Annotated in this window: 15 protein-coding genes; 5 read left to right on the top strand and 10 right to left on the bottom strand. The window is 69.1% G+C overall.

Features of this window, described 5'->3' with window-relative positions; genetic code table 11:
* Nucleotides 1-25 precede the first annotated feature (25 nt).
* Nucleotides 26-637 (bottom strand): HNH endonuclease, encoded by a 612-nt coding sequence (locus tag C1746_RS15055; RefSeq protein ID WP_240598923.1) that lies wholly within the window; start codon nucleotides 635-637, stop codon nucleotides 26-28.
* Between the two features lie 76 nt (nucleotides 638-713).
* Between C1746_RS15055 and C1746_RS15050 the strand changes: the two genes are divergently transcribed.
* On the top strand, nucleotides 714-1,652 hold the full coding sequence (locus C1746_RS15050; protein WP_116715343.1) for a DUF808 domain-containing protein: 939 nt from the start codon (nucleotides 714-716) through the stop codon (nucleotides 1,650-1,652).
* Between the two features lie 23 nt (nucleotides 1,653-1,675).
* Here the strand turns inward: C1746_RS15050 and C1746_RS15045 are convergent, their stop codons facing one another.
* The 5 genes from C1746_RS15045 to C1746_RS15025 form a co-directional block, all read right to left on the bottom strand.
* Nucleotides 1,676-2,983: an ABC transporter ATP-binding protein gene (locus C1746_RS15045; RefSeq protein ID WP_116715342.1), complete on the bottom strand. Its 1,308-nt coding sequence runs from the start codon at nucleotides 2,981-2,983 to the stop codon at nucleotides 1,676-1,678.
* Nucleotides 2,980-4,002 (bottom strand): ABC transporter ATP-binding protein, encoded by a 1,023-nt coding sequence (locus tag C1746_RS15040; protein ID WP_205711870.1) that lies wholly within the window; start codon nucleotides 4,000-4,002, stop codon nucleotides 2,980-2,982. The genes C1746_RS15045 and C1746_RS15040 overlap by 4 nt, the downstream gene beginning before the upstream one ends.
* Nucleotides 3,999-5,120 (bottom strand): ABC transporter permease, encoded by a 1,122-nt coding sequence (locus C1746_RS15035; protein ID WP_116715340.1) that lies wholly within the window; start codon nucleotides 5,118-5,120, stop codon nucleotides 3,999-4,001. Before C1746_RS15035 ends, C1746_RS15040 begins: the two co-directional genes overlap by 4 nt.
* On the bottom strand, nucleotides 5,120-6,154 hold the full coding sequence (locus C1746_RS15030; RefSeq protein WP_205711869.1) for an ABC transporter permease: 1,035 nt from the start codon (nucleotides 6,152-6,154) through the stop codon (nucleotides 5,120-5,122). Before C1746_RS15030 ends, C1746_RS15035 begins: the two co-directional genes overlap by 1 nt.
* 87 nt (nucleotides 6,155-6,241) lie before the next feature.
* Entirely contained in the window at nucleotides 6,242-7,990 is a 1,749-nt protein-coding gene (locus C1746_RS15025; RefSeq protein WP_162867792.1) for an ABC transporter substrate-binding protein, read from the bottom strand.
* A gap of 263 nt (nucleotides 7,991-8,253) precedes the next feature.
* On the opposite strand from C1746_RS15025, the gene C1746_RS15015 reads away from it, so the two are divergent.
* The 3 genes from C1746_RS15015 to C1746_RS15005 are packed head-to-tail and all read left to right on the top strand — an operon-like array spanning nucleotide 8,254 to nucleotide 12,858.
* Nucleotides 8,254-9,183 carry an AAA family ATPase gene (locus C1746_RS15015; RefSeq protein ID WP_240598921.1) on the top strand — a complete coding sequence of 310 codons (930 nt, stop codon included), beginning with the start codon at nucleotides 8,254-8,256 and terminating at the stop codon, nucleotides 9,181-9,183.
* 49 nt (nucleotides 9,184-9,232) lie between these two features.
* The gene (locus C1746_RS15010; RefSeq protein ID WP_116715337.1) at nucleotides 9,233-10,510 is read left to right on the top strand and encodes a DUF58 domain-containing protein; all 1,278 of its coding nucleotides are present in this window, start codon (nucleotides 9,233-9,235) and stop codon (nucleotides 10,508-10,510) included.
* Nucleotides 10,507-12,858 (top strand): transglutaminase TgpA family protein, encoded by a 2,352-nt coding sequence (locus C1746_RS15005; RefSeq protein ID WP_116715336.1) that lies wholly within the window; start codon nucleotides 10,507-10,509, stop codon nucleotides 12,856-12,858. Before C1746_RS15010 ends, C1746_RS15005 begins: the two co-directional genes overlap by 4 nt.
* Nucleotides 12,859-13,036: 178 nt before the next feature.
* Here the strand turns inward: C1746_RS15005 and C1746_RS15000 are convergent, their stop codons facing one another.
* The 3 genes from C1746_RS15000 to C1746_RS14990 all read right to left on the bottom strand — a co-directional run bounded on the left by C1746_RS15000 (nucleotide 13,037) and on the right by C1746_RS14990 (nucleotide 15,569).
* Nucleotides 13,037-13,390 carry a DUF3040 domain-containing protein gene (locus tag C1746_RS15000; protein WP_116715335.1) on the bottom strand — a complete coding sequence of 118 codons (354 nt, stop codon included), beginning with the start codon at nucleotides 13,388-13,390 and terminating at the stop codon, nucleotides 13,037-13,039.
* Between the two features lie 120 nt (nucleotides 13,391-13,510).
* The gene (locus C1746_RS14995; RefSeq protein WP_162867791.1) at nucleotides 13,511-14,302 is read right to left on the bottom strand and encodes an enoyl-CoA hydratase/isomerase family protein; all 792 of its coding nucleotides are present in this window, start codon (nucleotides 14,300-14,302) and stop codon (nucleotides 13,511-13,513) included.
* A gap of 64 nt (nucleotides 14,303-14,366) precedes the next feature.
* Nucleotides 14,367-15,569, bottom strand: coding sequence for a DNA polymerase IV (locus tag C1746_RS14990; protein WP_205711868.1), 1,203 nt, complete (start codon nucleotides 15,567-15,569; stop codon nucleotides 14,367-14,369).
* Nucleotides 15,570-15,668: 99 nt separating this feature from the next.
* On the opposite strand from C1746_RS14990, the gene C1746_RS14985 reads away from it, so the two are divergent.
* Nucleotides 15,669-17,201 carry a sensor histidine kinase gene (locus tag C1746_RS14985; RefSeq protein ID WP_116715333.1) on the top strand — a complete coding sequence of 511 codons (1,533 nt, stop codon included), beginning with the start codon at nucleotides 15,669-15,671 and terminating at the stop codon, nucleotides 17,199-17,201.
* Between the two features lie 93 nt (nucleotides 17,202-17,294).
* Here the strand turns inward: C1746_RS14985 and C1746_RS14980 are convergent, their stop codons facing one another.
* Entirely contained in the window at nucleotides 17,295-21,695 is a 4,401-nt protein-coding gene (locus C1746_RS14980; RefSeq protein WP_162867790.1) for a DNA polymerase III subunit alpha, read from the bottom strand.
* Nucleotides 21,696-21,742 lie beyond the last annotated feature (47 nt).

The raw sequence follows: 21,742 nt of genomic DNA, 5'->3' as shown, positions 1-21,742 counted from the left end.
CCAGATCGGAGCGACCCGACACGCCCTAGTGGTACCCCAGATCGGAGCGACCCGACACGCTCGCAGGCCGGTCCCCGACTGCGTCGCCCAGGAAGAGCTCCCACTCGGGCTTGACCCGCCCCACGGCCACGACCATCCAGAAGGCCGCCTTCGGGGCGAAGGGCGCTCTGGCCAGACGCATGCCGGCCTCCGCCGGTGTGCGGTTGCCCTTGCGCGAGTTGCAGCGGGTACATGCAGCGACCACGTTCTCCCACTCGTGTTTGCCGTTGCGGCTTCGGGGGTGAACGTGGTCGATGTTCTCGGCTGCGGCATCGCAGTACTGGCATCGGTGCTCGTCACGTATGAAGACGCCGCGACGGGTGAGCGAGGCCCGTCGGCGATACGGCACCCGCACGTAGCGGCGCAGTTGCACCACCGATGGGCAGTCGAGCTGGAGGTGTTCGCTGTGCACGGTGGCGCCGGTGCCGACGACCAAGTCGGCCTTCCCGGTGAGGACCAGCACCAGCGCCCGACGTCCGGGCACTACCGACAGCGGCTCCATCGAGGCGTTGAGGACCAGCGCCTTCGACGTGAACGGCCGGGCATCCGCAGGGCCCTGCTCGACAGGGTCACGGGGTGGAGTCAGAAGGGCGCTCACCGATCCCCGACGATACCGGCGGGTGTTCCCGGCGGCAGGGAACCCTCACGGCAGGGTGCGCTGGTAGGTTCACTGCATGGCTGGAGGACTGATCGCGCTGCTCGACGACGTCGCAGCGCTGGCCAAGCTGGCGGCGGCCTCGATCGATGATGTCGGTGCCGCGGCCGGTCGAGCGACCACGAAGGCTGCCGGTGTCCTGATCGACGACACCGCGGTGACCCCCCAGTACATCCAAGGCGTCGCGGCCGAGCGTGAACTGCCGATCATCCGCCAGATCGCGAAGGGCTCGTTCCGCAACAAGCTGATCTTCATCCTGCCGGCGGTCCTGCTGCTCAGCCAGTTCCTGCCGTGGATCGTCGAGCCGATACTGATGCTCGGCGGGGCCTATCTGTGCTATGAGGCCGTCCACAAGATCTGGGGGGCCCTGTCCGGCGACGGACATCACGGCGAGCACGAGGCGGTGGAGTCCGAGGAGGAGCTGATCGCCGGGGCCATCCGCACTGATCTGATCCTGTCGGCCGAGATCATGGTCATCGCCCTGAAGGAGGTTGCGGACGAGGCCTTCGTCAGCCGGGCGGCCATCCTGGCCGTGGTGGCCGTGATGATCACGGTCATCGTCTACGGGATCGTCGCCATCATCGTGAAGGCCGACGACGTCGGGCTGCGGATGGCCCAGAGCGACTCCCCGAGCACCGTTGCGACGGGCAAGCGGCTGGTGGCCGCCATGCCGAAGGTCCTGACGTTCATCTCGGTGCTCGGCACCGCGGCGATGCTCTGGGTCGGCGGTCACATCGAGCTGGTGGGCCTGAACGAGCTGGGTGTGTCCGGCCCGTATGACCTGGTTCACGGCTGGGAGGAGTCCATCGAGGAGGCCGTTTCAGGCGTTGCCGGTGGTGCGCTGGCCTGGCTGACGAACACGGCGGCGTCGGCGGTGCTCGGCCTGCTCGTCGGCGCGCCACTCGTGGCCGCCCAGCTGTGGTGGTCCTCCCGCACGGGCGAGCCGGCGCACCACTGATCCTCGCCACACGGCGGGGAGGGCTACCGCTCGTGGAGGTGGCAGGCGACCATCCGACCTGCGACCGGGAGCAGCGTGGGGGCTGGTCCCTCCGCGAAGGTGACCACGACGTCACCGCCGGCGCTCGAGATGTCCGAGACGCCGGAGAAGATCGGAGCCACCTCGCGCTCGTGCAGATCCTGGAGCAGCGGGAGCAGCCGGTCGGGACTGCCGGCCGGGAACCGCGCGGTGCGGCCGTCCACCTTGATCGAGTCGATCGGGCCCGTCGCATCCAGTTCCTCTTCGAAGGTCGCGGCGTCCACCTCGGTCCAACGGCGCTCGAGGTAGTCCACGAGGTCCGATCCCTCCCAGCCGCACGGCCCGAAGGCTCGCGGGCACCGGGGATGGAACTGGCACCCGGCCGGCGGGTCGAGTGCGTCGGGGATCTCACCGGCCGGCAGGTTCTTGTCGCGTCCCTTGCGTGAGGGATCCGGCAGCGGCACCGCACCCAGCAGTGCGTCGGTGTAGGGGTGCTGGGGGTGGTCGTAGACCCGGCTGGCATCCCCCCACTCCACCAGCTCACCGAGGTACATGATCCCGATCTGATCGCACACGAACCGCCCGCTGGTCAGATCGTGCGTGATGTAGATGTAGGTGAGACCCAACTGCTCCTTCAGGTCGAGCATGAGCTCGAGCACCTTGGCCCGCACGCTCATGTCCAGGGCAGCCACCGGCTCGTCGGCCACCACCAGCTCCGGCTCGGTGATGAGCGTCCTGGCGATCACCACCCGCTGCTTCTGGCCACCGGAGACATCCTCCGGGTAGGTGTCCAGGTACCGCTGTGCCGGCGTCAGACCACAGCGCTCCAGCATCTCGGCCACGCGCTGCCGGATGGCCCGACGGCTGGTCTCGATCCCGTGGATCCGCAGCGGATGGCCGACGCCCTGGACGATCGTCATGGCGGGGTTGAGCGACGCGTTCGGGTCCTGGAAGACCATCCCCATCTGCCGTCGGAGCGGACGCATCTTCCGCTCGCTCAGCTGGGCCAGGTCCCGGCCACGCCACCACACCTCGCCGGATGTCGCCGGGGCCAGACCCAGAACGGTTCGGCCGAGGGTGGTCTTGCCCGAGCCGCTCTCCCCCACCAATCCGAAGATGTCGCCCTCCCGCAGGTCGAAGGAGACGTCGTTGACCGCCTTGACCACGCCGGAGCCCCGCCCGAGGAAGCCACCGCTGGCACCGAAGTGGGTGTGGAGGTTGCGCACCCGCAGCAGGATCCCATCCGTCTCGGTCGTGTCCGTCCCGGGCTCGCCGGGACCAGCCAACGCCACAGCGTCGTCGCCGTCACTCATGCTGACGCCGCCTCCCCTGCGCTTGACGGCGACGGGTTGGACTGCGACGGGTGGGACTGGGGGTACAGCAGGCACGCGACGCGGGTCTGCTCCGTCAGCGGTGCCAGGACCGGATCGACCGTGGTGCAGTGCTCCAGGACCTGATCGCAGCGCGCTGCGAACCGGCAGCCGGGTGGCGGGTCCAGCAGGTTTGGGGGGAACCCGTCGATCGAGGACAACTCGGTGGTGTCGGTGGAGATGACGCTGCGCAGCAGGCCCTGGGTGTAGGGATGCTTGGGGTCGGTGAAGACCTCCTCCACCGGGCCCACCTCGACGATCCGCCCCGCGTACATCACGGCCACGCGATCACACGTCTCGGCGACGATCCCGAGGTTGTGGGTGATCAGGATCAGGCCGAGGTCCTCATTGCGACGCAGGCCGTCCAGCAGGTCCAGGATCTGCGCCTCCACGATCACGTCGAGCGCCGTGGTGGGCTCGTCGGCCACGATGACCGCTGGTTGCATCACCACGGACAGCGCGATCATGATCCGTTGGCGCATGCCGCCGGAGAACTCGTGCGGGTAGTTGTGCACCCGGGTCGGTGGGATCCCCATCTGCGCCAGCGCACCGCTGGCCATGGCGACGGCGTCGGACTTCGACGTCTTGGGCCGGTGTGCCCGGATGGCCTCGACGAAGTGGTCACTGACCTTCATCAACGGGTCCAGGCGGGTCATGGGCTCCTGGAACACCAGGGCCATCTCGTCGCCGCGAATCTTGCGCAGCCGCCGCCGTGACAGGCCGACCACCTCCTCGCCGTGCAGCCGGACCGAGCCGGACAGCTGCGCGCCCGGCGGCAGCAGGCGCATCAGGCCCTTGCCCATGGTCGACTTGCCGCAGCCGGACTCACCGACCACGCCGAGCGACTCGCCGGCCGCCAGGTCGAAGCTGACGTCGTCGACGGCGTGCAGGAATCCGGCGGGCGTGGCGTAGGACACCCGCAGGTTGCGGACCTGCAGCACGGGTGCGGCGCTGCCGGTCACGCCCCGGCCTCCGCCCGGGATGTGGCACCAGCCGGCTCGCGGTCACCGGCCAGCTTCATGGTCTCACGAGCCGACGCCTTGGCCTTCCCGCGGTACCCCTTCACCCGGAGCAGCGGGTTGATGATGTCGTTCAGCCCCTCCCCCATCAACGACAGGCCGGTGACCAGCAGGGTGATTGCCACCCCGGGCCAGAAGGCCGTCCACCAGAACCCGGCCACCGAGTCGGCCAGCGCCAGGCTGACGTCGAGCCCCCACTCGGCCGTGGGGAAGCGCACGCCGTAGCCCAGGAACCCCAGGCCCGCCATCGTCAGCACCGCATCGGCGGCGTTCAGGGTGAACAGGACCGGGATGGACGACACGACGTTGAAGAAGACGTAGCGGAACACGATGGAGGTCCGGCTGGCGCCGAGTGACTTCGCCGCCTCGACGTAGGGCTCCTCCTTGACGCTGAGGGTGTGGTTGCGGATGACCCGGAAGTACTGCGGGATGTACACGGTGCCCACTGACACGGCGGCGGGGACGAACGGTGCATCGATCCCGAGTTGCTCCAGGCGGAGCCCGAGGGCGAAGGCGATCATGATCGCGAGCAGCAGCGAGGGGAAGGCGTAGATCGCATCCATGACCAGGACCATGACCCGGTCGAAGCGGCCGCCGATGTACCCGCTGAACAGGCCGAGTGGTACCCCGATGAGCATGGCGAAGGCCGTCGAGAACGCCACCACGGCGAAGGCGAGTCGGGCACCCAGGATGACGCGGCTGAGGACGTCGAAGCGGGTGTCGGTGGTGCCGAAGGGGTACTCCGTGCTGGGGGGCGCGCGGTTCGGCACCTGCTCGTCGGGGCCGACCCCGATGCAGGCGCCGTTCTCGGGGTTGAAGAACTCATCGGCGCAGTACTGGTCCTCCCCGAACGGGGCGACGGTGTCGGCGAAGACCGCGAGGAAGGCGAAGAGCAGCGTGATGGCGGCACCCGCGATGACCAGATACCGGGCACCGGGGTTGGCCCGCCGCCAAGGCCGCAGCCCGTGCTCGATGCGCGCGCGGGCTCGGCGCCACCGGGAGATGTCGGCCGTGGCCGGCTGCGATGTCGTCGTGGTCGACACCTCGGTGCTCCCGGCCATCAGTACCGCACCCGTGGGTCGATCAGGCCGTTGATGATGTCGATGACCACGCTGACCGAGACGATCAGGATCGCGATGACGGTGACCAACGACTGCACACCCACGTAGTCACGCGCGTTGATGAAGTCGACCAGCTTGAGACCGATGCCCGGCCACGAGAACGTCGTCTCGGTCAGGATCGCACCTCCCAGCAGCAACGCGAACTGCAGGCCCATGATGGTGATCACCGGCACCAGTGCGTTCTTGAACGCGTGACGGAACAGCACCGGTCGTTCGCCGACACCACGGGCGTGCGCAGACTCGACGTAGTCGGCCCGGAGCGTCTGCAGCATGTTGACGCGCACGAGTCGCACGAAGACACCGGAGATCACCAGGCCGAGCGTCGCCCCGGGAAGGATCAGGTGTTCGAGGGCAGTGAGCGTGAACTCCCCATTGCTGGCCAGCACCCCGTCGATCAGGTAGAAGCCGGTTGGCCCGTCGACCGGCGCGATGCGCGCCGAGATCCGGTTGCCCGTCGGCAACCAGTCGTTCCACACGCTGAAGACCAGCTGCGCCTGGATGCCCAGCCAGAACACCGGGATCGAGAAGCTGACGATGCCGAACAGCCGGGCGGCACCATCGAGCGGCGTATCTCGAAACCGCGCCGACACGGCACCGAGCAGGATGCCCAGGGGAATGGCGATCAGCATCGCGAACACCGTCAACTCGATGGTCGCTGGCAGGAGATCAGCGACCAACTCGCCGACGGGTCGAGGGTCGGTCAGCGGCTCGCCGAAGTCGCCGGTCACGATGTTGGAGAGGTACTCCACGTACTGCACGCCGATCGGGCGGTCGATGCCGGCGGCCTCCCTTGCGGCTTCGATGCGCTCCTCGCTGGCCCGACCCGCGAGGGAGGCGGTCACGATGTCGCCCGGCAGGATCCGGAGCAGCACGAAGAGCAGCGTCAGCAGGAGCAGCAGGAACACGGGCGCCAGGGCCAGCCGGACGAGCACGTACTTCCCCAGGCCCGAGCCGCCCGGTTTCGTGGTTGCCAACAGCCGCCTCCTTGGGTGTGCGGACGGGGCGTCCGGCGAACAGAGTGGCGGCCGGGTCGATCGACCCGGCCGCCGGAACTCTAGACGCTAGTTGAGTCCGAGTACGTAGAACCACGTCTGCTGTGCGGCACCGAGGGTCTCCTCGACGCCCGTGACGCGTTCGTTGTAGTAGGCCTCCTGACCTTCGGAGTACAGCGGGATGAACGGCATGTCCTGCGCCGCCAGCTCCTGGATGTCGGCGAAGATCTCCGCCCGCTCGTCCGAGCCGACCTCGGCCTGCTGCTCCGCGGTGATCAGGGCGTCCATCTCCTCCGAGCCGTAGAACCCGATGAAGGTCTTCTCCGAGTCATAGAACGGCTCGATGTAGTCGTCGGGGTCCAGGTAGTCCGGGTACCAACCCAGCAGGTAGATGCCGTACGCACCGGTGTTCAGCTGGGTGGAGTACTCCGTCGCCCACTCCGAGGTGTTCGTGGTGACGTTGAACAGACCGGACTCGTTGAGCGACCGGGCGATGATCTCAGCGACCTCCGCCTGGTTGGTGTAGCGGTCGGCCGGATACCACAGCTCGAACTCGATGGGGGACTCCGGCTCGATCTCGACCTCGATGTCGGAGATGAAGTCCATGCTCACGTCGAAGTTCTCGGGGATCATGGAGAACAGCGGGCTGGCCTGACCCTCGAAGGCCTCCTCGACGATGCGCTCCCGGTCGATGGTCGTCGCGATGGCGCGACGCACGGCCGGGTCATCGAAGGGTGCCTGGGTGACATCGACCACCATGTAGCTGGTTCGGCCACCGGCGTCGGTTGCGATCTGGATGCCCTCCTCCCCCTCGAGGCTCGCGGTCTCGGTCGGGTCGAGGTCGTTGACTGCCATGTCGATCTCACCGGCCGCCAAGGCGTTCCGCATCTGCGTGGTGGACTCGAAGAACTGGACCCGGACGGTGCCGATCTGCGGCGCCTCGCCCCAGTAGTCGTCGAAGCGCTCCAGGGTCATGGAGACACCCGGCTGGTAGTCGGTCATCTCGTAGGGCCCCGTGCCGACGATGGCGTCCTGCGTCAGGAAGCTCTCGGCCTCCTCCAGCAGCGTCTCGGCGGCGGCCTCGTCCTCACCCTCAGCCTCGAGGCGCTCCTCGGGGGCCTGATAGACGTCGGAGTCGCTCGGCAGGATCGTCCCCACGGTGTAGTTCAGGCGGGACAGGAAGGTCGAGTTGGCCTCCTCGATGGTGATCACGACCGTCAGGTCGTCGGGGGCCTCGATGGAGGTGATCCCGCTGATCAGGAACGATGCGCCGTCCGGGTGGTTGATGTTGAGCGACCGGTTGAGCGACCAGACGACGTCCTCGGAGGTCATCTCGCTGCCGTCCTGGAAGACGACACCCTCGCGCAGGTCGAAGGTGTAGGTCAGGCCGTCTTCGCTGACCTCCCAGCTGGTGGCGAGGCCCGGACCGATGTCGCCGGCCCCCGGCTCGAACTCGACCAGCCGGTTGGTGGTGTTGAACAGCACGTCGGAGGCGAACTTCTCATAGACGTCCGCCGGGTCGATGGTCGACGGCATCTCGGTGGTCCCGAACACGAGCACCTCGTCGCCACCGGACGCACCCTCGTCCTCGGTGCCCTCGTCGTCGGTGGACTCCTCGTCCGTGGGCTCCTCCTCAGCCATCGCCTCGTCGTCGGTGCCCTCGTCAGCCCCGTCCTCGGCGGCCTCCTCGTCGGTGGACTCGGTGGCGTCGTCGACCTCCGTGTCGTCATCCTCGCCCGAGCCGCCTCCGCAGGCCGCCGCCACCAGGGCGAGCACCGCGATGAGGGCCAGCAGGCGCAGCTTCGAGATACTGGTCATCTCTGCGCGCATTAGGGAGTTCCTCTCCTCGTAGGGATCATCTAGCGCCGGGATACTAGTCCCGCCTCCGACCGTTGTCGTTGGTTTCCTCCAGCAATCTGCGGCCCACCGTGGCCGAGTCGGTGACCCCCGGTGACGCGGCCGGGACCGTGGCAAGGTTGTCGGAGGGCCGCGCACCCAGCACGGCCCCCGAGTTGGCCGGACCGGCGAGACAAGCGAGGCACCAGGTGGCGAATGGGCAGGTTGCACCGACGACCGGTGCAGTGAGCGCCACGTACGAGCGGATCCGGGCCAACGTCGCACAGGTCGTGCGTGGCAAGCCCGAGGTCGTGCGCCTGTCCGTCGTGGCCATGCTCGCCGAGGGACACGTCCTGGTCGAAGACGTCCCCGGCGTGGGGAAGACCCTGCTGGCCAAGGCGATCGCGAAGTCGGTCGCGAGCACCGTTCGACGTGTGCAGTTCACGCCTGACCTGCTGCCGAGCGACGTGACCGGCACCACCGTCTACAACTCCGAGGACCACCAGTGGGAGTTCAAGCCGGGGGCGGTGTTCGCCAACATCGTCCTGGGTGACGAGATCAATCGTGCGGGTCCCAAGACCCAGTCGGCTCTGCTGGAGGCCATGGAGGAGCGGACGGTCACCGTCGACGGCACCACGCACGAGTTGGCGACCCCGTTCATGGTGATCGCCACGCAGAACCCGGTCGAGTTGGAGGGGACCTATCCGCTCCCCGAGGCGCAGCGCGACCGGTTCATGATGAAGGTCACCATCGGGTACCCCGACGCCGACGCCGAGCTGCAGGTCCTGGAGACGCAGGGCTCCGGCGCCGGGGTCAGCGAGATCCAGCCCGTGGCCAGCGCCCAGGACGTCGCGGCGCAGATCGAGACCATCAAGACGCTCCACGCGGCCGACCCGCTGAAGCGGTACGTGGTCGAGTTGGTGCGAGCCACACGCGAGCACCCCGGCACCGAACTCGGCTGCTCTCCACGGGCTGGTCTGGCCCTGCTGCGTGCTGCCCGGGCTGCCGCGGCGATCGTCGGTAGGGAGTACGTGGTCCCCGATGACGTGAAGGCGCTGGCCGTTCCCGTCCTGGCTCACCGGTTGATCCTCTCCCCTGACGCCCAGATGTCGGGGACGGCTCCCGAGGCCGTGATCTCCGAGGTGCTCCGCACGGTGCCCGTCCCGGAGCGGTAGGGCCAGTGCGACGCGACAGGATCGGGCTGCGGGCTGGGGCGATCGCGGCATGCTGACGCAACGCGGGATCCTGTTCGTGCTGACCGCGGTGCTGACGTGGCTGGCCGGTCGGACCCTGGGAATCGCGGAGCTCTTCGCGGTCAGCGTGGCAAGTCTTGCCATCGTCCTGCTGGGCGTCATCTACGTCCGGGTCGCCACGGGGTCGATCTCGGTGCGCCGGGACAGCTCCCACGCGCGGGTCGTCGCCGGGTCGGCCGTCACCGCGGACCTCGACCTTCGAAACGACTCGTTCCTGCCGTCCCCGACCCTGCTCGTCACCGAGTCGCTGCCGGCCACGGTCCTCGCCGACGGCCACCCCGTTGCAGGCGAGGCCCGCTTCGTCATGGCCGGTGTCGCCCCGGGCAAGATCGCCCGAGCCTCCTACGTCGCGACCGCGACGACCCGTGGCAAGTACCAGTTGGGGCCGGTTGCGCTCCTGGTTCGGGATCCCTTCGGCGTTGCGGAGCGGCGCCGCGACTATCAGGCCACAAACGAGTTGCTGGTCTACCCCCGCGTCGAGCCGCTGCCCTCCTCACCCGTTCGCGGCCTCCACATGGGCACCGGCAGCTCCGACGCGCGGCGGGTCTTGGCCAGCGGCGATGAGTTCTTCACGATTCGTGAGTACGTCCGGGGTGATGACCTCCGCCACGTGCACTGGGCATCGACTGCCCATCGCGACACCCTCATGGTTCGGCAGATGGACCAGCCCTGGCAGGCGCATGCCACGGTTTTCCTGGACTCCAGAGCGGCGGCCCACTCCGAGGGTCCGACGGGAACGCTGGAGCGGGCCGTGTCCGTTGCCGCATCGATGGTCTATCACCTCGACGAGGCCTCCTACGCGTTGCGCCTGGTCACCGACGACACGGCGGGGCGCACCAGCCCGGACTTCGCCGACTCGGCCATGGCGTACCTGGCGACCCTGCCGGCGACCTCCAATCCCAGCCTTGCGCCGTCGCTGTCGGCCGCGCGGGGTGGTGAGGGGCTCTTCGTCGGGATCCTCGGCGTCCCTCCGGGAACTGGCACTGGCGACGACGACCTCGGCAGCCACCCGGACATGCGCGCCCTGTTCGGCCTTCGCGGGTTCGGCCAGCGCATTGCGATCGTCGTCGCCGAGGCTGGTTCGGCCCGGGCCGACAGGATGGTGGGGCTGCTGAGCGCCGCTGGTTGGGCGGCAACCGCCATCACCGCGGGTGAGCCGCTGGCACCGGCCTGGGCCGCCGTGACGGGCACGCCTCGCCGTCGGGGGGCTCAGATCCCTCCCGCCACCGCAGCCGGGATGGTCCGATGAGCAGCACACTGACCCCGCCGATCAGCCCGCCCTCCCGGTCCGGGCGTGATCGTCGCTCCAGCCGACGCTCCAGAGTGGCGCTGCCCTCGCCCGAGCCCATCCCACCACCCCGTGGCCGGCGTCCCGGACGCCAGGGGCCAGCAGTCGACGACGACGTCATGACGATCGCCCTACTGCTGCTCCTGCTGGCCGCGGTCGTGCCCATCCGGTCGGTCTTCATCGGGACGGAGTGGGTTCGGCCGATCGTCGGCGGGGTGGTCCTGGCCCTGGGGATCGGGTGGGGTGCGCGTCGCCTTGGCGCCGGTCCCATCATCCACCTCCTGATGAGCGCCGCCAGCTTGCTGGCATTCGTCACGATCGCCTTCCTCCCCTCCACCGCCGTCGCAGGACTCCTGCCCACCCCCGACACACTCGTTGCCGTCCGGGACCTCTTCATCCGTGGCCTGGAACTGGTGGAGTTGCGCCCCTCGCCGACGTTCGCCGAGGCCGGGCTGCTGCTGCTCGCCGTTATGGGGACGTGGGTCGTCGCCTACCTCGCCGACGGGATGCTCTTCGTCCTCCGATCGCCCTCGAAGGCGATCATCGCCGCGCTGGTGATGTGGGCCACACCGCTCGCCATCGCACCGGAGTCGCTCAGCATCACCGCGCCGACGATCGGCTTCCTGATCGCCGCCGGGACCCTGCTGCTGCTGGGCAATGCCAACGCGACCGGTGAGTTCGGACGGCGGGTCTCGGTTCCGGGCCTGTCCGGGCGGTCACGCCGATCACCGGTGATCCCGGCCAGCGGATTGGTGCTCACCGCGGCGGCCGTGGTGCTCGGACTCACCTTCGCCTCGCTCCTCCCAGGGTTCAGGGACGAGCCGCTCTACCAGGCCCGCGGCGGGACCGGCACGACGATCACCACCAACCCGATCGTCGACATCCGGCAGCGACTCGTCGCCACCGACCAGGGGCCGGTCGTCCGCGTCGAGACACCTCGCCCGGTGTACCTGCGGACCACGTCCCTGGACACCTACGACGAGGCGGAGCAGTGGACCACCGGGACGATCAGCGGCAACCCCGTCCAGGGGCTGGTCGACACCCCACCACCGATCCCGGTCGAGCCGGTGGACGTGTCCATCACGGTCGCCGCCCAGATCGAGGGTGGTGCGGTGCTGGCACCAGCGCCCTTCCAACCGATCGAGGTGACCGGCGCCAAGGCGGAGGTGCTGCGCTATGACCGGCGCTCGGCCACGCTGACCGTGCCCGGCTCGGCGCCACTCGTGGACGGCGACACCTACACCGTGCGCGCGGCTCTGCCTCAACCGGATGCCGACCAGCTCCGCGCGGTTCCGCGGCCAAGTCCGGGCTCCGCCGGCACGACGCTGCCGGACAACGTGCCGAACGAGGTCGTGACGTTGGCGCGCCAGATCGTGGGCGACGCCGGTGCGGAGACCATGTTCGACACCGCGCTCGCCATCCAGAACGAGCTGCGGACGTGGACCTACTCGACACAGCCCGATCCCGGGTTGGGGGCGACCGCGCTCACCCGCTTCATCAACGGACGTGAGGGGTACTGCGAGCAGTTCGCCGGGACCATGGCCGTCATGCTGCGCACGCTGGGCATACCAGCACGGCTGGCGGTCGGCTACACGCCAGGCGTGCTCGGAGCGGACGGGCTGTACGAGGTCACCAACGGCAACGCACACGCCTGGGTGGAGGTCGACTTCGGCGATCTGGGATGGATCCCCTTCGAACCGACCCCACGGTCTGACGGCAACGTGTTGGTGACCGGTGCCGACGGCATCGTCCCAGGCCAGACCTTCGCCGAGCAGCAGGGCGACGCGGGCCTCGCCAGCTCGCCGCTCGGACCGGGCGGTCTTGATCCGCAGATCCCCACGACCCCCGAGGACTTCGCCGACCCCTTCCCGGCCCCGAACGTCGAGGGTGATGGCCTCGTCCAGGAGGAGCGTGGCGTGCCGTGGATCCTGGTGGTGGGGGGTGTCACGCTCGTTGGCCTGGCTGCGCTGGGCGTGCGTCGTCGCCGCGAACGCGGCACGGAGGACCACTCACCGCAGCAGCGGATCGACGCGGCCGGGGCGGCGGTGCAGAACGTCGCGCGTGCCCTCGGCCGGCCGCGACACCCGGCAGAGACGGGTGAGGAGTTCTTCCCGCGGATCTCTGATGGCCATCACGCCGCGCCCGTCCTGGCTCGTGCCTCGACTCGGGCGATCTTCGCGCCGGCGGTCACCGAACACGACGCTGAGCAGGCCGAGCGGGCCGCCGCCAGCCTGGTCGGCAAGCTCACCGATCACCTGCCGGCATGGCGACGTGTGTGGGTCAGGCTGCGGGTCCTGACGAACCGCTAGTGGTCCGTAGGAGAAGATCTTTGCGCCAGCCGTGGTCAGCCGCGCGCCGCTGGCAAGGCGCGCGAAGCCGCCGCATGGCGGGTCATTCAAGCGAGCGCAACGCAGTCCAGCGGTGATGCGGGGGCCGCGGATGCCAAAGAGATTTGAACTACGGACCACTAGCGTCCCGCGACAGGTCTCAGTCGGCTTGGTCGGTGCCCTTGCGGCGGCCTTCCATGTACCGCGCGAACCCACCCTTGATCTGCCCGCCCAGGTCAAGGGCTCGATCGTTGCCGAGGTTCTTCAGCTGGTTCAACACCACCACGGCGCTGACCAGCATCAACACGAAGCCGGCGAAGCCCCACAGGATGTGGAACACGATCGCCAGCAGCATGAGTACACCGACCACGAACCCGGCGATCCCGTAGCGAAGCCGGGTCTGCTCCGCCGAGCGAGGCAGTGTGGCCACCTTGCTCGCGAACTTGGGATCCTCCGTCGCCAGCGCGTCCTCGATCTCGTTGAGGATCTGCCGTTCACGGTCGGACAGTGGCATTTCGCTGCTCCGTGGGTCGCGGGCGGTCAAGCGGTGGACGGGGGTGTCTGTTCGGTATCGGTCAGGGAACCGAGAAGTTGAGTGTAGAGCGGTCCACGCGGCGATGCTGGTGCTTGGGGGTTACTGGCCCTCGAAGGATGGCTGCCGTTGCTGCAATGCCGCTTGCGCAGCCTCCCGGAAGTCAACCGACGCCAAGCACTGCTGTTGGTAGGCCCGTTCCGCGGCCAGCATGGGATCGCGTTCGGTGGTGAACGACTGGCGCAGGAGAGCGGGGACGGCTCCGATGGCCAGCGTCGGGCCAGCGGCCAGCGTGGCCGTGAACGCCCGGGCAGCGGCGTCGAAGTCCTCCTCGTCCAGGACCCGGTCGACCAGTCCCCACGACAGGGCCTCGCTCGCGCCGACCTTCCGTGCGGTCATCGCCATGTCCGTGGCGCGGCTCAGACCGATGAGCCGAGGCAGGCGGGTGAGGCCCCCGAGATCCGGGATGATGGCCCAGGCGGCCTCGAGCAGTGCAAGCTGTGCGTCGGGAGCGGCCAGCCGCAGGTGTGCACCCAGGGCCAACTGACAACCGCCGCCGAGGGCCGGCCCCTGGATGGCAGCGACGACGGGGACGCGCAGGTCCTCGAGGCCGGTGATGGCCTGCTGGAGGTAGGCGATCCACTCGTCGTCGGGGGCCTCGCCCAGCTGACTGCTGAACAGACTCACGTCCAGACCGGCGCTGAAGGCTCGCCCCTCGGCTCTGAGCAGGACGGCGCGGACCGAGCCCTCCTCGATGGCATGACCGGCCTGTGCTGCCGCGTCGTGGAGCCCCTCGAAGAGCGGACGATCCATCGCATTCAGCTTGTCGGGGCGGTTGAGGGTGACCACACCGACGGCGTCCTCACCAATCTCGAAGGTCACTCGATCGCTCATGGCGGCGATCCTAGTCTCCCGCCTCGCCGCTCCCCCAACCGCGGGCGACTCAACCGACTGCGTGCTACTCCTCCAGCTGCGAGCGGCGCCACTCGTCATCGTTCTCGAGCAGCGCGCCTCTGGTCACCACCCCATCGCCGAAGCGTTCACGCGCCCGATCTGCCGCGTGCTCCACCATCTGCCACCGGTCGTCCGCGGTGAGGCTCAGCTGTCGGGCTGCATCGGCCGGGGCCAGGTTGGTGGCGCGCACCCCGACGAGGCGAACCCGGACGCGCTGGAGGCGCAGCTTGTCCATCAGGATGCCCACCTGTCGGTACAGCTCGGTCGCATCGTCGACGGGGTTGGGCAGCGTCACACTTCGGGTGACGGTGGAGAAGTTGGCGTACCGCAACTTCAGCGTGACCGTCCGGGCCGCCAGCTCCTCCTTTCGCAGACGCCGGGCAACCCGCTCGCTGAGGCGCAGGAGCTCACGCCGCAGCTGGTCCGGGTCGTCGATGTCGGCGTCGAACGTCTCCTCCGCTCCCATCCCCTTGGCCGCGTGGACGGTCTGCACCGTCCGTGCGTCCCGACCGTGCGCCAGGTCGGTCAGCTGGGCTGCCCCCGCCTCGCCGACGAGCCGCCGCATCGTGTCGACCGGAACCCGCTGCAGCTCACCCACGGTGCGGATGCCGAAGCGCTCCAGGCGTTCCGCGGTCTTGGTCCCGACACCCCACAGGTCCCGGACCGGCAACGGGGCCAGGTAGGACGCCACGTCGGTCTGCCGGAGGTGGAGCAGACCGTCCGGCTTGGCCTTCCCCGAGCACAGCTTGGCCAGGAACTTGTTGGGTGCCACCCCGACGCTTGCGACCAGCGAGAGCTCCTCCCGGATTCGCGTGCGGATGAGCTCGCCGATGACCTCCGGCGGACCGAAGAGGCGCACGCTGCCCCGGACGTCCAGGAACGCCTCGTCGAGCGACAAGGGCTCGACCAACGGCGTGACTGAGTCGAAGATCTCCCGGATCTGTGTCGACACCGCGCCGTAGAGCTCGAAGTTGGGGCTGACGACCACGGCCTGCGGGCACACCCGCATGGCCCGCGCCATGGGCATGGCGGAGTGGATGCCGAACTCGCGGGCCTCATAGGAGCAGCTCGCGACGACCCCGCGCCCACCCAGTCCGCCGACCAGCACGGGCCGGCCACGGAGCTCTGGGCGCTCCCGAACCTCCACCGATGCGTAGAAGGCATCCATGTCCACGTGGAGGATCGGCTCGTCGACCGGTTGTGTCACCGCAGCCAATGATGCGTCGAAGTCGTGCTAATGCGGAGGCCTGGTCCTGCCGATCCAATCGTCAGACCCATCTCCAACGAACCAGGTTGATCTGAGACCATGAGTGCCTTCGCTGCCGACAGCCGTCAGCTTGCCAAGACGGCGGGCCTGAAGGACCTGCGCGTCCCGAACCTCGAGCAGGTGGACCGCCGCCGTGCCCAGCTGTGGGGCTTGTCCCTGCTCGTGGCCATCGTGGTCCCCGTCGCCATGGTCGCCGCGGGCTTCAACCTGGTGAGCGCTGACCTGCTGGACGTGTTCGAGAGCCGGAACGTCCGACTGGCCATGCTGGCCATGCTGGTCACCGTGCTGGGGTACGTCGCCGAGCGGGAGGTGACCCTCCGCCGCCTGACCGCGATGTTGGTCGAGGAGCGGGTCCTGACCGCGTCGCTGGTCAACCGCGTCGACGAGGTCAACCTGCTGCTCCGCGCCACCCAGGCGATGAACTCCGCACTCGACCTGAAGGCCGTCATGTCCCAGATCGCGGACTCGGCCCACTCGCTGCTGAACGCCGGATCGGTCTCGATCCTGCTGGTCGACCCGGACGACGACGAGGTCCTCGTCGTGGCCGCAACGACCGGGGACGCCGCCGTGCAGATCGGCATGCGTCAGGCGATCGGTGACGGCCTGGCCGGAGGTGCGATCACCCGCGGCGATGCCCTGCTGATCGACTCCGGTGAGGGTGAGCTGCCCCGGAACCGCCGCCAGACCGGCGACGTGCTGGTCGCCCCGATGCGGATCCGCGGCGCCCTGGTGGGCGTCATCCGCGTGGACACCGGTGACGTCCGCGAGCCGTTCAGCGAGTTCGACCTGCGTGGGGTCAGCGTCTTCGCCGACGCGGCCGCCGCCGCGATCAGCAATGCCCGTGCCTACGAGGAGCAGTTGGGCCAGGTCGCCAACCTGCTGGAGCAGGACCGCGCCAAGAACGAGTTCCTGACCCTCGTCACGCACGAGCTCCGGACCCCGTTGACCTCGATGATCGGCCTGATGAGCACGCTGGCCCGCCCCGGAATCAGCCTGCCGCCGGAGAAGGTTGCCGAGTTCGCCGAGATCGCGAGGAACCAGGGCTGGCGTCTGGACCGGCTGATCGAGAACCTGCTGGAGACCTCCCGGCGCAACGAGGGTGCGGTCAGCATCTCGCCCGAGCCGACGGACGTCGGCCAGTTCATCGACAAGTCCGTCCAGGGGCTCAAGCGTGCGCTGCCCAGTCACCCGATCTCCTTCGTCAAGCCCGAGGGTCTGCACTACGGCGTCGACACCGATGCGTTGGCGCGGATCCTGGACAACCTGTTGTCCAACGCAGCCAAGTACACGCCGGAGGGCACGCCGGTCGAGGTCAGCATCGACCGGACGGAGAACGGTGTCCGACTGCAGGTTGCGGATCATGGCGGTGGGCTGAACACCGGCGAGTTCGGTGACCTGTTCAAGAAGTTCAGCCGTGGGAACGACCCGTTCGACCGCGGTGGGCTGGGCCTCGGCCTGTTCGTGGTGAAGGCCCTCAGTGAGGCGCACGGTGGCCGGGTCACGGTGAGCGAGACACCCGGCGGTGGCGCCACGTTCGACGTGTTCCTGGCGGCGAAGGTCGTCCAGATCTGACCTCGTCGCGGGGACCTGACCTCGTCGCGGGCACCCTGGGCCACCGACGGGGACCCCGACGCCGGGAGTGGTGCGGCGGAGTGCCGGCGCACATCAGTGACCAGCCGAGCCAGGTGAGGAGTGCCATAGCTTCCGGGGCGGCTCCTCCTCGTGCCGCTCCCCCGCTGCTCGCGGATCGTCCCGACGGCGAGGATCGTTCGGGGAGAGGCGCTTCACGTCCTGGCTGTCCACACCCGGATGACGGCCAGCCGGGTCTGCCCACGTCGTCCCGTTCGGGCCGATCCGGGATGGGCTGCCCACCGTGTTCGCCCGTGCCGTGGCGTCAGCCCGAGCCGCCAGGTCGCCAGGACGGAGCCCACCGATCAGCGGGCTGTCGGAGCCCGTCGTTGACGTCTCATCAGGGGTCGCGCTGGCCGCCAGACCCTGCCGACCAGCGTTGGGACCGGCGCTCCCCACACCGGCCGCCGGGCCGGCGCCACCGAACGGCTTCGCCTTCGCCATCACCAGGTGCTCCCCCGGACGATGGGCGAACCGGATGCCGGAGCGGCCGGGCGCGCCACGGATCCCCTCCGACGGTGCACCGTCGTGGCTGCGCTCGACCGCACCGGCCTGCCCCCGGACCGGCTGGCCGGCACGGACGGGGCGTCCGCTCTCCCCCATCGCCTCCGGTAGCCAGCCCTGCTGCCAGGCCCGCATCAGCCGCCGCAGGTCCCACACGGACGAGGCGGTCAAGCTGACCCCGCGACGGCCGCTCCGATGCACCCGCCCCTCCACCACGAGCAGCCAGGTGTGGAACACCGTCCACGCACACTCCTCGTGCACCGACTCGAAGAACGTGGCATCCCCCACCCCCGTCGAGTCGTCCAGCGACAGGAAGATCACCCGCTGTCCGGACTTCACCGGCGGGGTCTGGGTCGCCACCTTCACGCCGGCGATCCGGACCATCTGGTTCTCCCGGCACTCCAGCAGGTCCACCGCACGGGTGACCCCCAACTGGTCCAGCAGCGTGTCGTAGAAGGAGATGACGTGCCGGCTCGAGTCCAACCCGGTGACCTCGAGTTCGGCCCGCACGATGTCGCTCGGCCGGTACGCGGGTAGGCCGAGCGCCTCCTCCGGCTCGAGCAGGCCGAGCTGCTGCGGCTGGTCCGGACGCGAGACGGCGTGGCGCTTCAACCCACTCCAGCGCTCCCCCACCTCCAGCAGCAGATCACGGCGGGTCTTGGTCGTCTGCTCCGTCCCAGACCCCGGTGCGTGTCCTCTGGGTCCGGATGATGGGACTGAGGGGACACGCACGGTGGCAGATCCGATCCCGCCGATGACGTCCAGCGCACCCGCATGGGTGAGGGACTCGACCACCGGCTTGGACAGTCGGGCCCGCAGCCGCAGATCACCGACCGAGGTGAAGGGGCGGCCGAGCAGCAGGGAGTTGATCATCGACTCGTCGATCCGCTCGACGTCCTGGAGGCCCATCCGGATCGCGTAGCGCCACCCCGGTTCTGCCTTCCCCTTGTCGAACCCCGCCGGAGGGAGCAGTGCCCCATCGTCGTCCCGGGACCATCCCCGCGGTGTCCACACATCCTGAGGTCGAGGTGAGATTCCCCGCTGCAAGGTCAGGTTCCCCGCTGCGAGGTCAGGTTCCCCACCATGAGGTGAGGTTCCACGTTCGCGGACCGGCCCTCCCCGCCCGCGAGCCACGTCTGCCTCCGCCAACCGGTCCGGGTCCACGCCGAGCAGGGCGTAGGCCTCGTCCTCCCGGATGATCTCCACGCGATAGTCGCTGGCCGAGAGGTTGACGTCCAGCGGCAGGATCGCCACGCCGAACTGGCGGGCGTCGTCCATGATCAGCCGACGCGGGTACATCCCCGGGTCGTGGGTCAGCAGGCCGGCGACGAACTCTGGCAGGAAGTGGGCCTTCAGCCACGCCGAGCGGTACGTCGGCACGCTGAACGCCGCCGCATGGGCCTTGCAGAACCCGAACGAGGCGAACTGGGCCAGGCTCACCCACAGCCACTCCGCCACCTCCGGCGGGACCCCCCGCTCCGCCGCACCTCGCTTGATCCAGCGCTCCAACTGCTCCAACTGGGTCGGGTCGCCCAAGCGTCGTCGGGCCAGATCCGCCTCCGCCAGATCACACCCGGTCACCGCCGAGATCGCCCGCATGACCTGCTCGTGGTAGACGATCACGCCGAAGGTCTCGCCGAGGGCCCGCTCGAGGATCGGGTGGGGGACGCCGGACGCCTCCTCACCATGACGCCGCTTGAGGAACGGCTTGACCATGTCGCCCTTCACCGGACCCGGCCGGAACAGCGAGATGTCCACCACCAGGTCGTCAAGGTGCTCCGGCTGGAACTTGCCGACCAGTTCGCGCTGACCGGGCGACTCGATCTGGAACATGCCGAGGGTCCGGGTGGACTGGATCAGCTCATAGGTATCACCGTCGGCCCAGCCGACGTGGTCGAAGTCGATGTCGGCCCCACGGGTCTCCCGGACCTCCTCGATGCAGTGAGCCATGCTCGACAGCATCCGGATCGCCAGCACGTCCAGCTTGCACAGGCCGAGCGCCTCGACATCGTCCTTGTCGTACTGGGCCATCGCGAAGCCGTCATCAGATGGCCCACGAGGGGCAGAGCGCTCCATCGGCACCAGGTCGCGCAGGGTCGAGTCGGCCAGGATGATCCCGCACGGGTGCAGCGCGATGTGGCGGGGGAAGCCGTCCAGCCGCTCGACGACGTCGAAGAGGAGGCGGAGGTGGCCGGAGTCCAGATTCAACCCCTGGAGCTCGGGCAGATGATCGAGCGCTGGCCGCACGTCCCCGGCGCGCACGTGCGGGAAGGCCTTGGCGATGTAGTCGATCTCACCGGCGGGCATCCCGATGGCCTTGCCGACCTCGCGGATGGCCATGCGGGCCTTGAAGGTCTCGACCATCGCGACGCAGGCGACCCGGTCTTCGCCGTAGGTCTCAAGCAGATCGCGGTAGATGTCCTCCCGCCGGGCGGACTCGACATCGATGTCGATGTCGGGCAGTTCGTCCCGGTAGGGATTCATGAACCGCTCGAAGGCCAGGTCGTGGGTGATCGGGTTGACGTCGGAGATCCGCAACGCGTAGGTCACCAGCGAGCTCGCCGCCGACCCCCGACAGGCCGCCAGGATCCCCTTGCTGCGGATCCGGTCCATGATCTCGGCGACGGTCAGGAAGTACCCGGCCAGCCCCATGCGCTTGATCATCGCGAGCTCACGGTCCAGCAGGTCGTCCAGCTGCTGGGTGCTGGGGAGGTGACCGGAGCGGCCGACGTCCTCGAACCCACCTTGCGAGCGGCCGGCCACCGTCCCGAACCGCTCGACCAGTCCGTGCTCGCAGCGCTGGCGCAGCTCGGCCAAGGCCCACGCGGGGTCATTGGTGCCACTCGGGCCGGTGACGAAGTCGGGGACCCGGAGCCGTCCCAAACCGATGTCGACGTGGCACTGCTCGGCCACCCACATGGTGTTGCGGAGGGCGTCGGGGCGTTCGCGGAACACCGCAGCCATCTGCGCCGGGGACGTCAGGAACCCCTGGGCGTTGCGACGGGAGGAGTGGTGCTGCGCCAACGGCACCTGCTGCCGGACGGCATCCATGACGTCGGCGACCCGGGCGTCCTGCTGCCGCAGGTACCGCGCCTGCTGGTCGGCCACCGCCCGCAGCCCCAGATCGTCGGCCAGGGCGAAGGCAGCACGGGCACGCGCGTCGTCACCGGGAGCCTGGTGATGGGTGACCCCGATCAGCAGTCGCTTTGGCCCGAGCAGGTGCAGCCACCGGCGGGTCTCCTGCCGGGCGGCGTCATGCCGGCCCTGCGCCAGCAGCCGGCCGACCGGCGAGTTGTCCCCCAGCAGCACGAACACGCCCGCACCCCCACCACACCGATCAGCGCTGCCCAAGCGGTGGACCACATGGTCCCAGCGGAGGTGTGGCGCCCCTCGCGGGTTGTCCAGGTGGTGATCGGTGATGACCCGATTGAGGGTCGCGAACCCACCCTCGTCGGCGGCGATGAGGGCTACCTGAGCGGCGTCGTCGGCCAACCATGCCTGACCGCTGCCGGGGCCCTTCGCCTGCCCCCGTCCTGACCCGATGCCGGAGAACCCGATGCCGGAGAACCCGATGCCGGACGGGACACCAGATCGACCGATGCCGGACCGGCCGTTGTCGTATGGGCCTCCCAGGCCACGCCCGACCCCCGGTCCCATGAGTGTCCCGACCCCTGGCCCCCGGGTGATCTCCCAGCCCGGTCGTCCACCGTCAGGCGCCAGCGCCAGGGTGGCCCCGTAGATGGGCCGGACGCCGGCGGCGCGGCACGCCTGCGCGAACCGCACCCCGCCGTAGAGTCCGGCGCGGTCGGTCACCCCCACAGCCGCCATCCCCATTCGGGCGGTGGCCTGCGCCAGTTCGTGTGGACGGATGACCCCGTCCCGCAGCGAGTAGCAGGTCCGGGCGGTCAGATGGGTGAAGGAGGGGGTGGTCACGAGTTGGTCCAAGGAGTCGAACGTATGTTCGATAGACCGTAAGTGTG

Origin of the sequence: Euzebya tangerina (assembly GCF_003074135.1) — a bacterium.
GTDB lineage: Bacteria > Actinomycetota > Nitriliruptoria > Euzebyales > Euzebyaceae > Euzebya > Euzebya tangerina.
The sequence above is the reverse complement of the archived record's forward strand: the minus strand, read 5'-3'. Positions and strand labels throughout refer to the sequence as shown.

What these genes read in the sequence shown, in the direction of transcription:
- C1746_RS15050 (WP_116715343.1), top strand. Translation starts at nt 714, where the DNA reads ATGGCTGGAGGACTGATCGCGCTGCTCGACGACGTCGCAGCGCTGGCC.
- C1746_RS15045 (WP_116715342.1), bottom strand. Translation starts at nt 2,983, where the DNA reads ATGAGTGACGGCGACGACGCTGTGGCGTTGGCTGGTCCCGGCGAGCCC.
- C1746_RS15035 (WP_116715340.1), bottom strand. Translation starts at nt 5,120, where the DNA reads ATGGCCGGGAGCACCGAGGTGTCGACCACGACGACATCGCAGCCGGCC.
- C1746_RS15025 (WP_162867792.1), bottom strand. Translation starts at nt 7,990, where the DNA reads ATGACCAGTATCTCGAAGCTGCGCCTGCTGGCCCTCATCGCGGTGCTC.
- C1746_RS15010 (WP_116715337.1), top strand. Translation starts at nt 9,233, where the DNA reads ATGCTGACGCAACGCGGGATCCTGTTCGTGCTGACCGCGGTGCTGACG.
- C1746_RS15005 (WP_116715336.1), top strand. Translation starts at nt 10,507, where the DNA reads ATGAGCAGCACACTGACCCCGCCGATCAGCCCGCCCTCCCGGTCCGGG.
- C1746_RS15000 (WP_116715335.1), bottom strand. Translation starts at nt 13,390, where the DNA reads ATGCCACTGTCCGACCGTGAACGGCAGATCCTCAACGAGATCGAGGAC.
- C1746_RS14995 (WP_162867791.1), bottom strand. Translation starts at nt 14,302, where the DNA reads ATGAGCGATCGAGTGACCTTCGAGATTGGTGAGGACGCCGTCGGTGTG.
- C1746_RS14985 (WP_116715333.1), top strand. Translation starts at nt 15,669, where the DNA reads ATGAGTGCCTTCGCTGCCGACAGCCGTCAGCTTGCCAAGACGGCGGGC.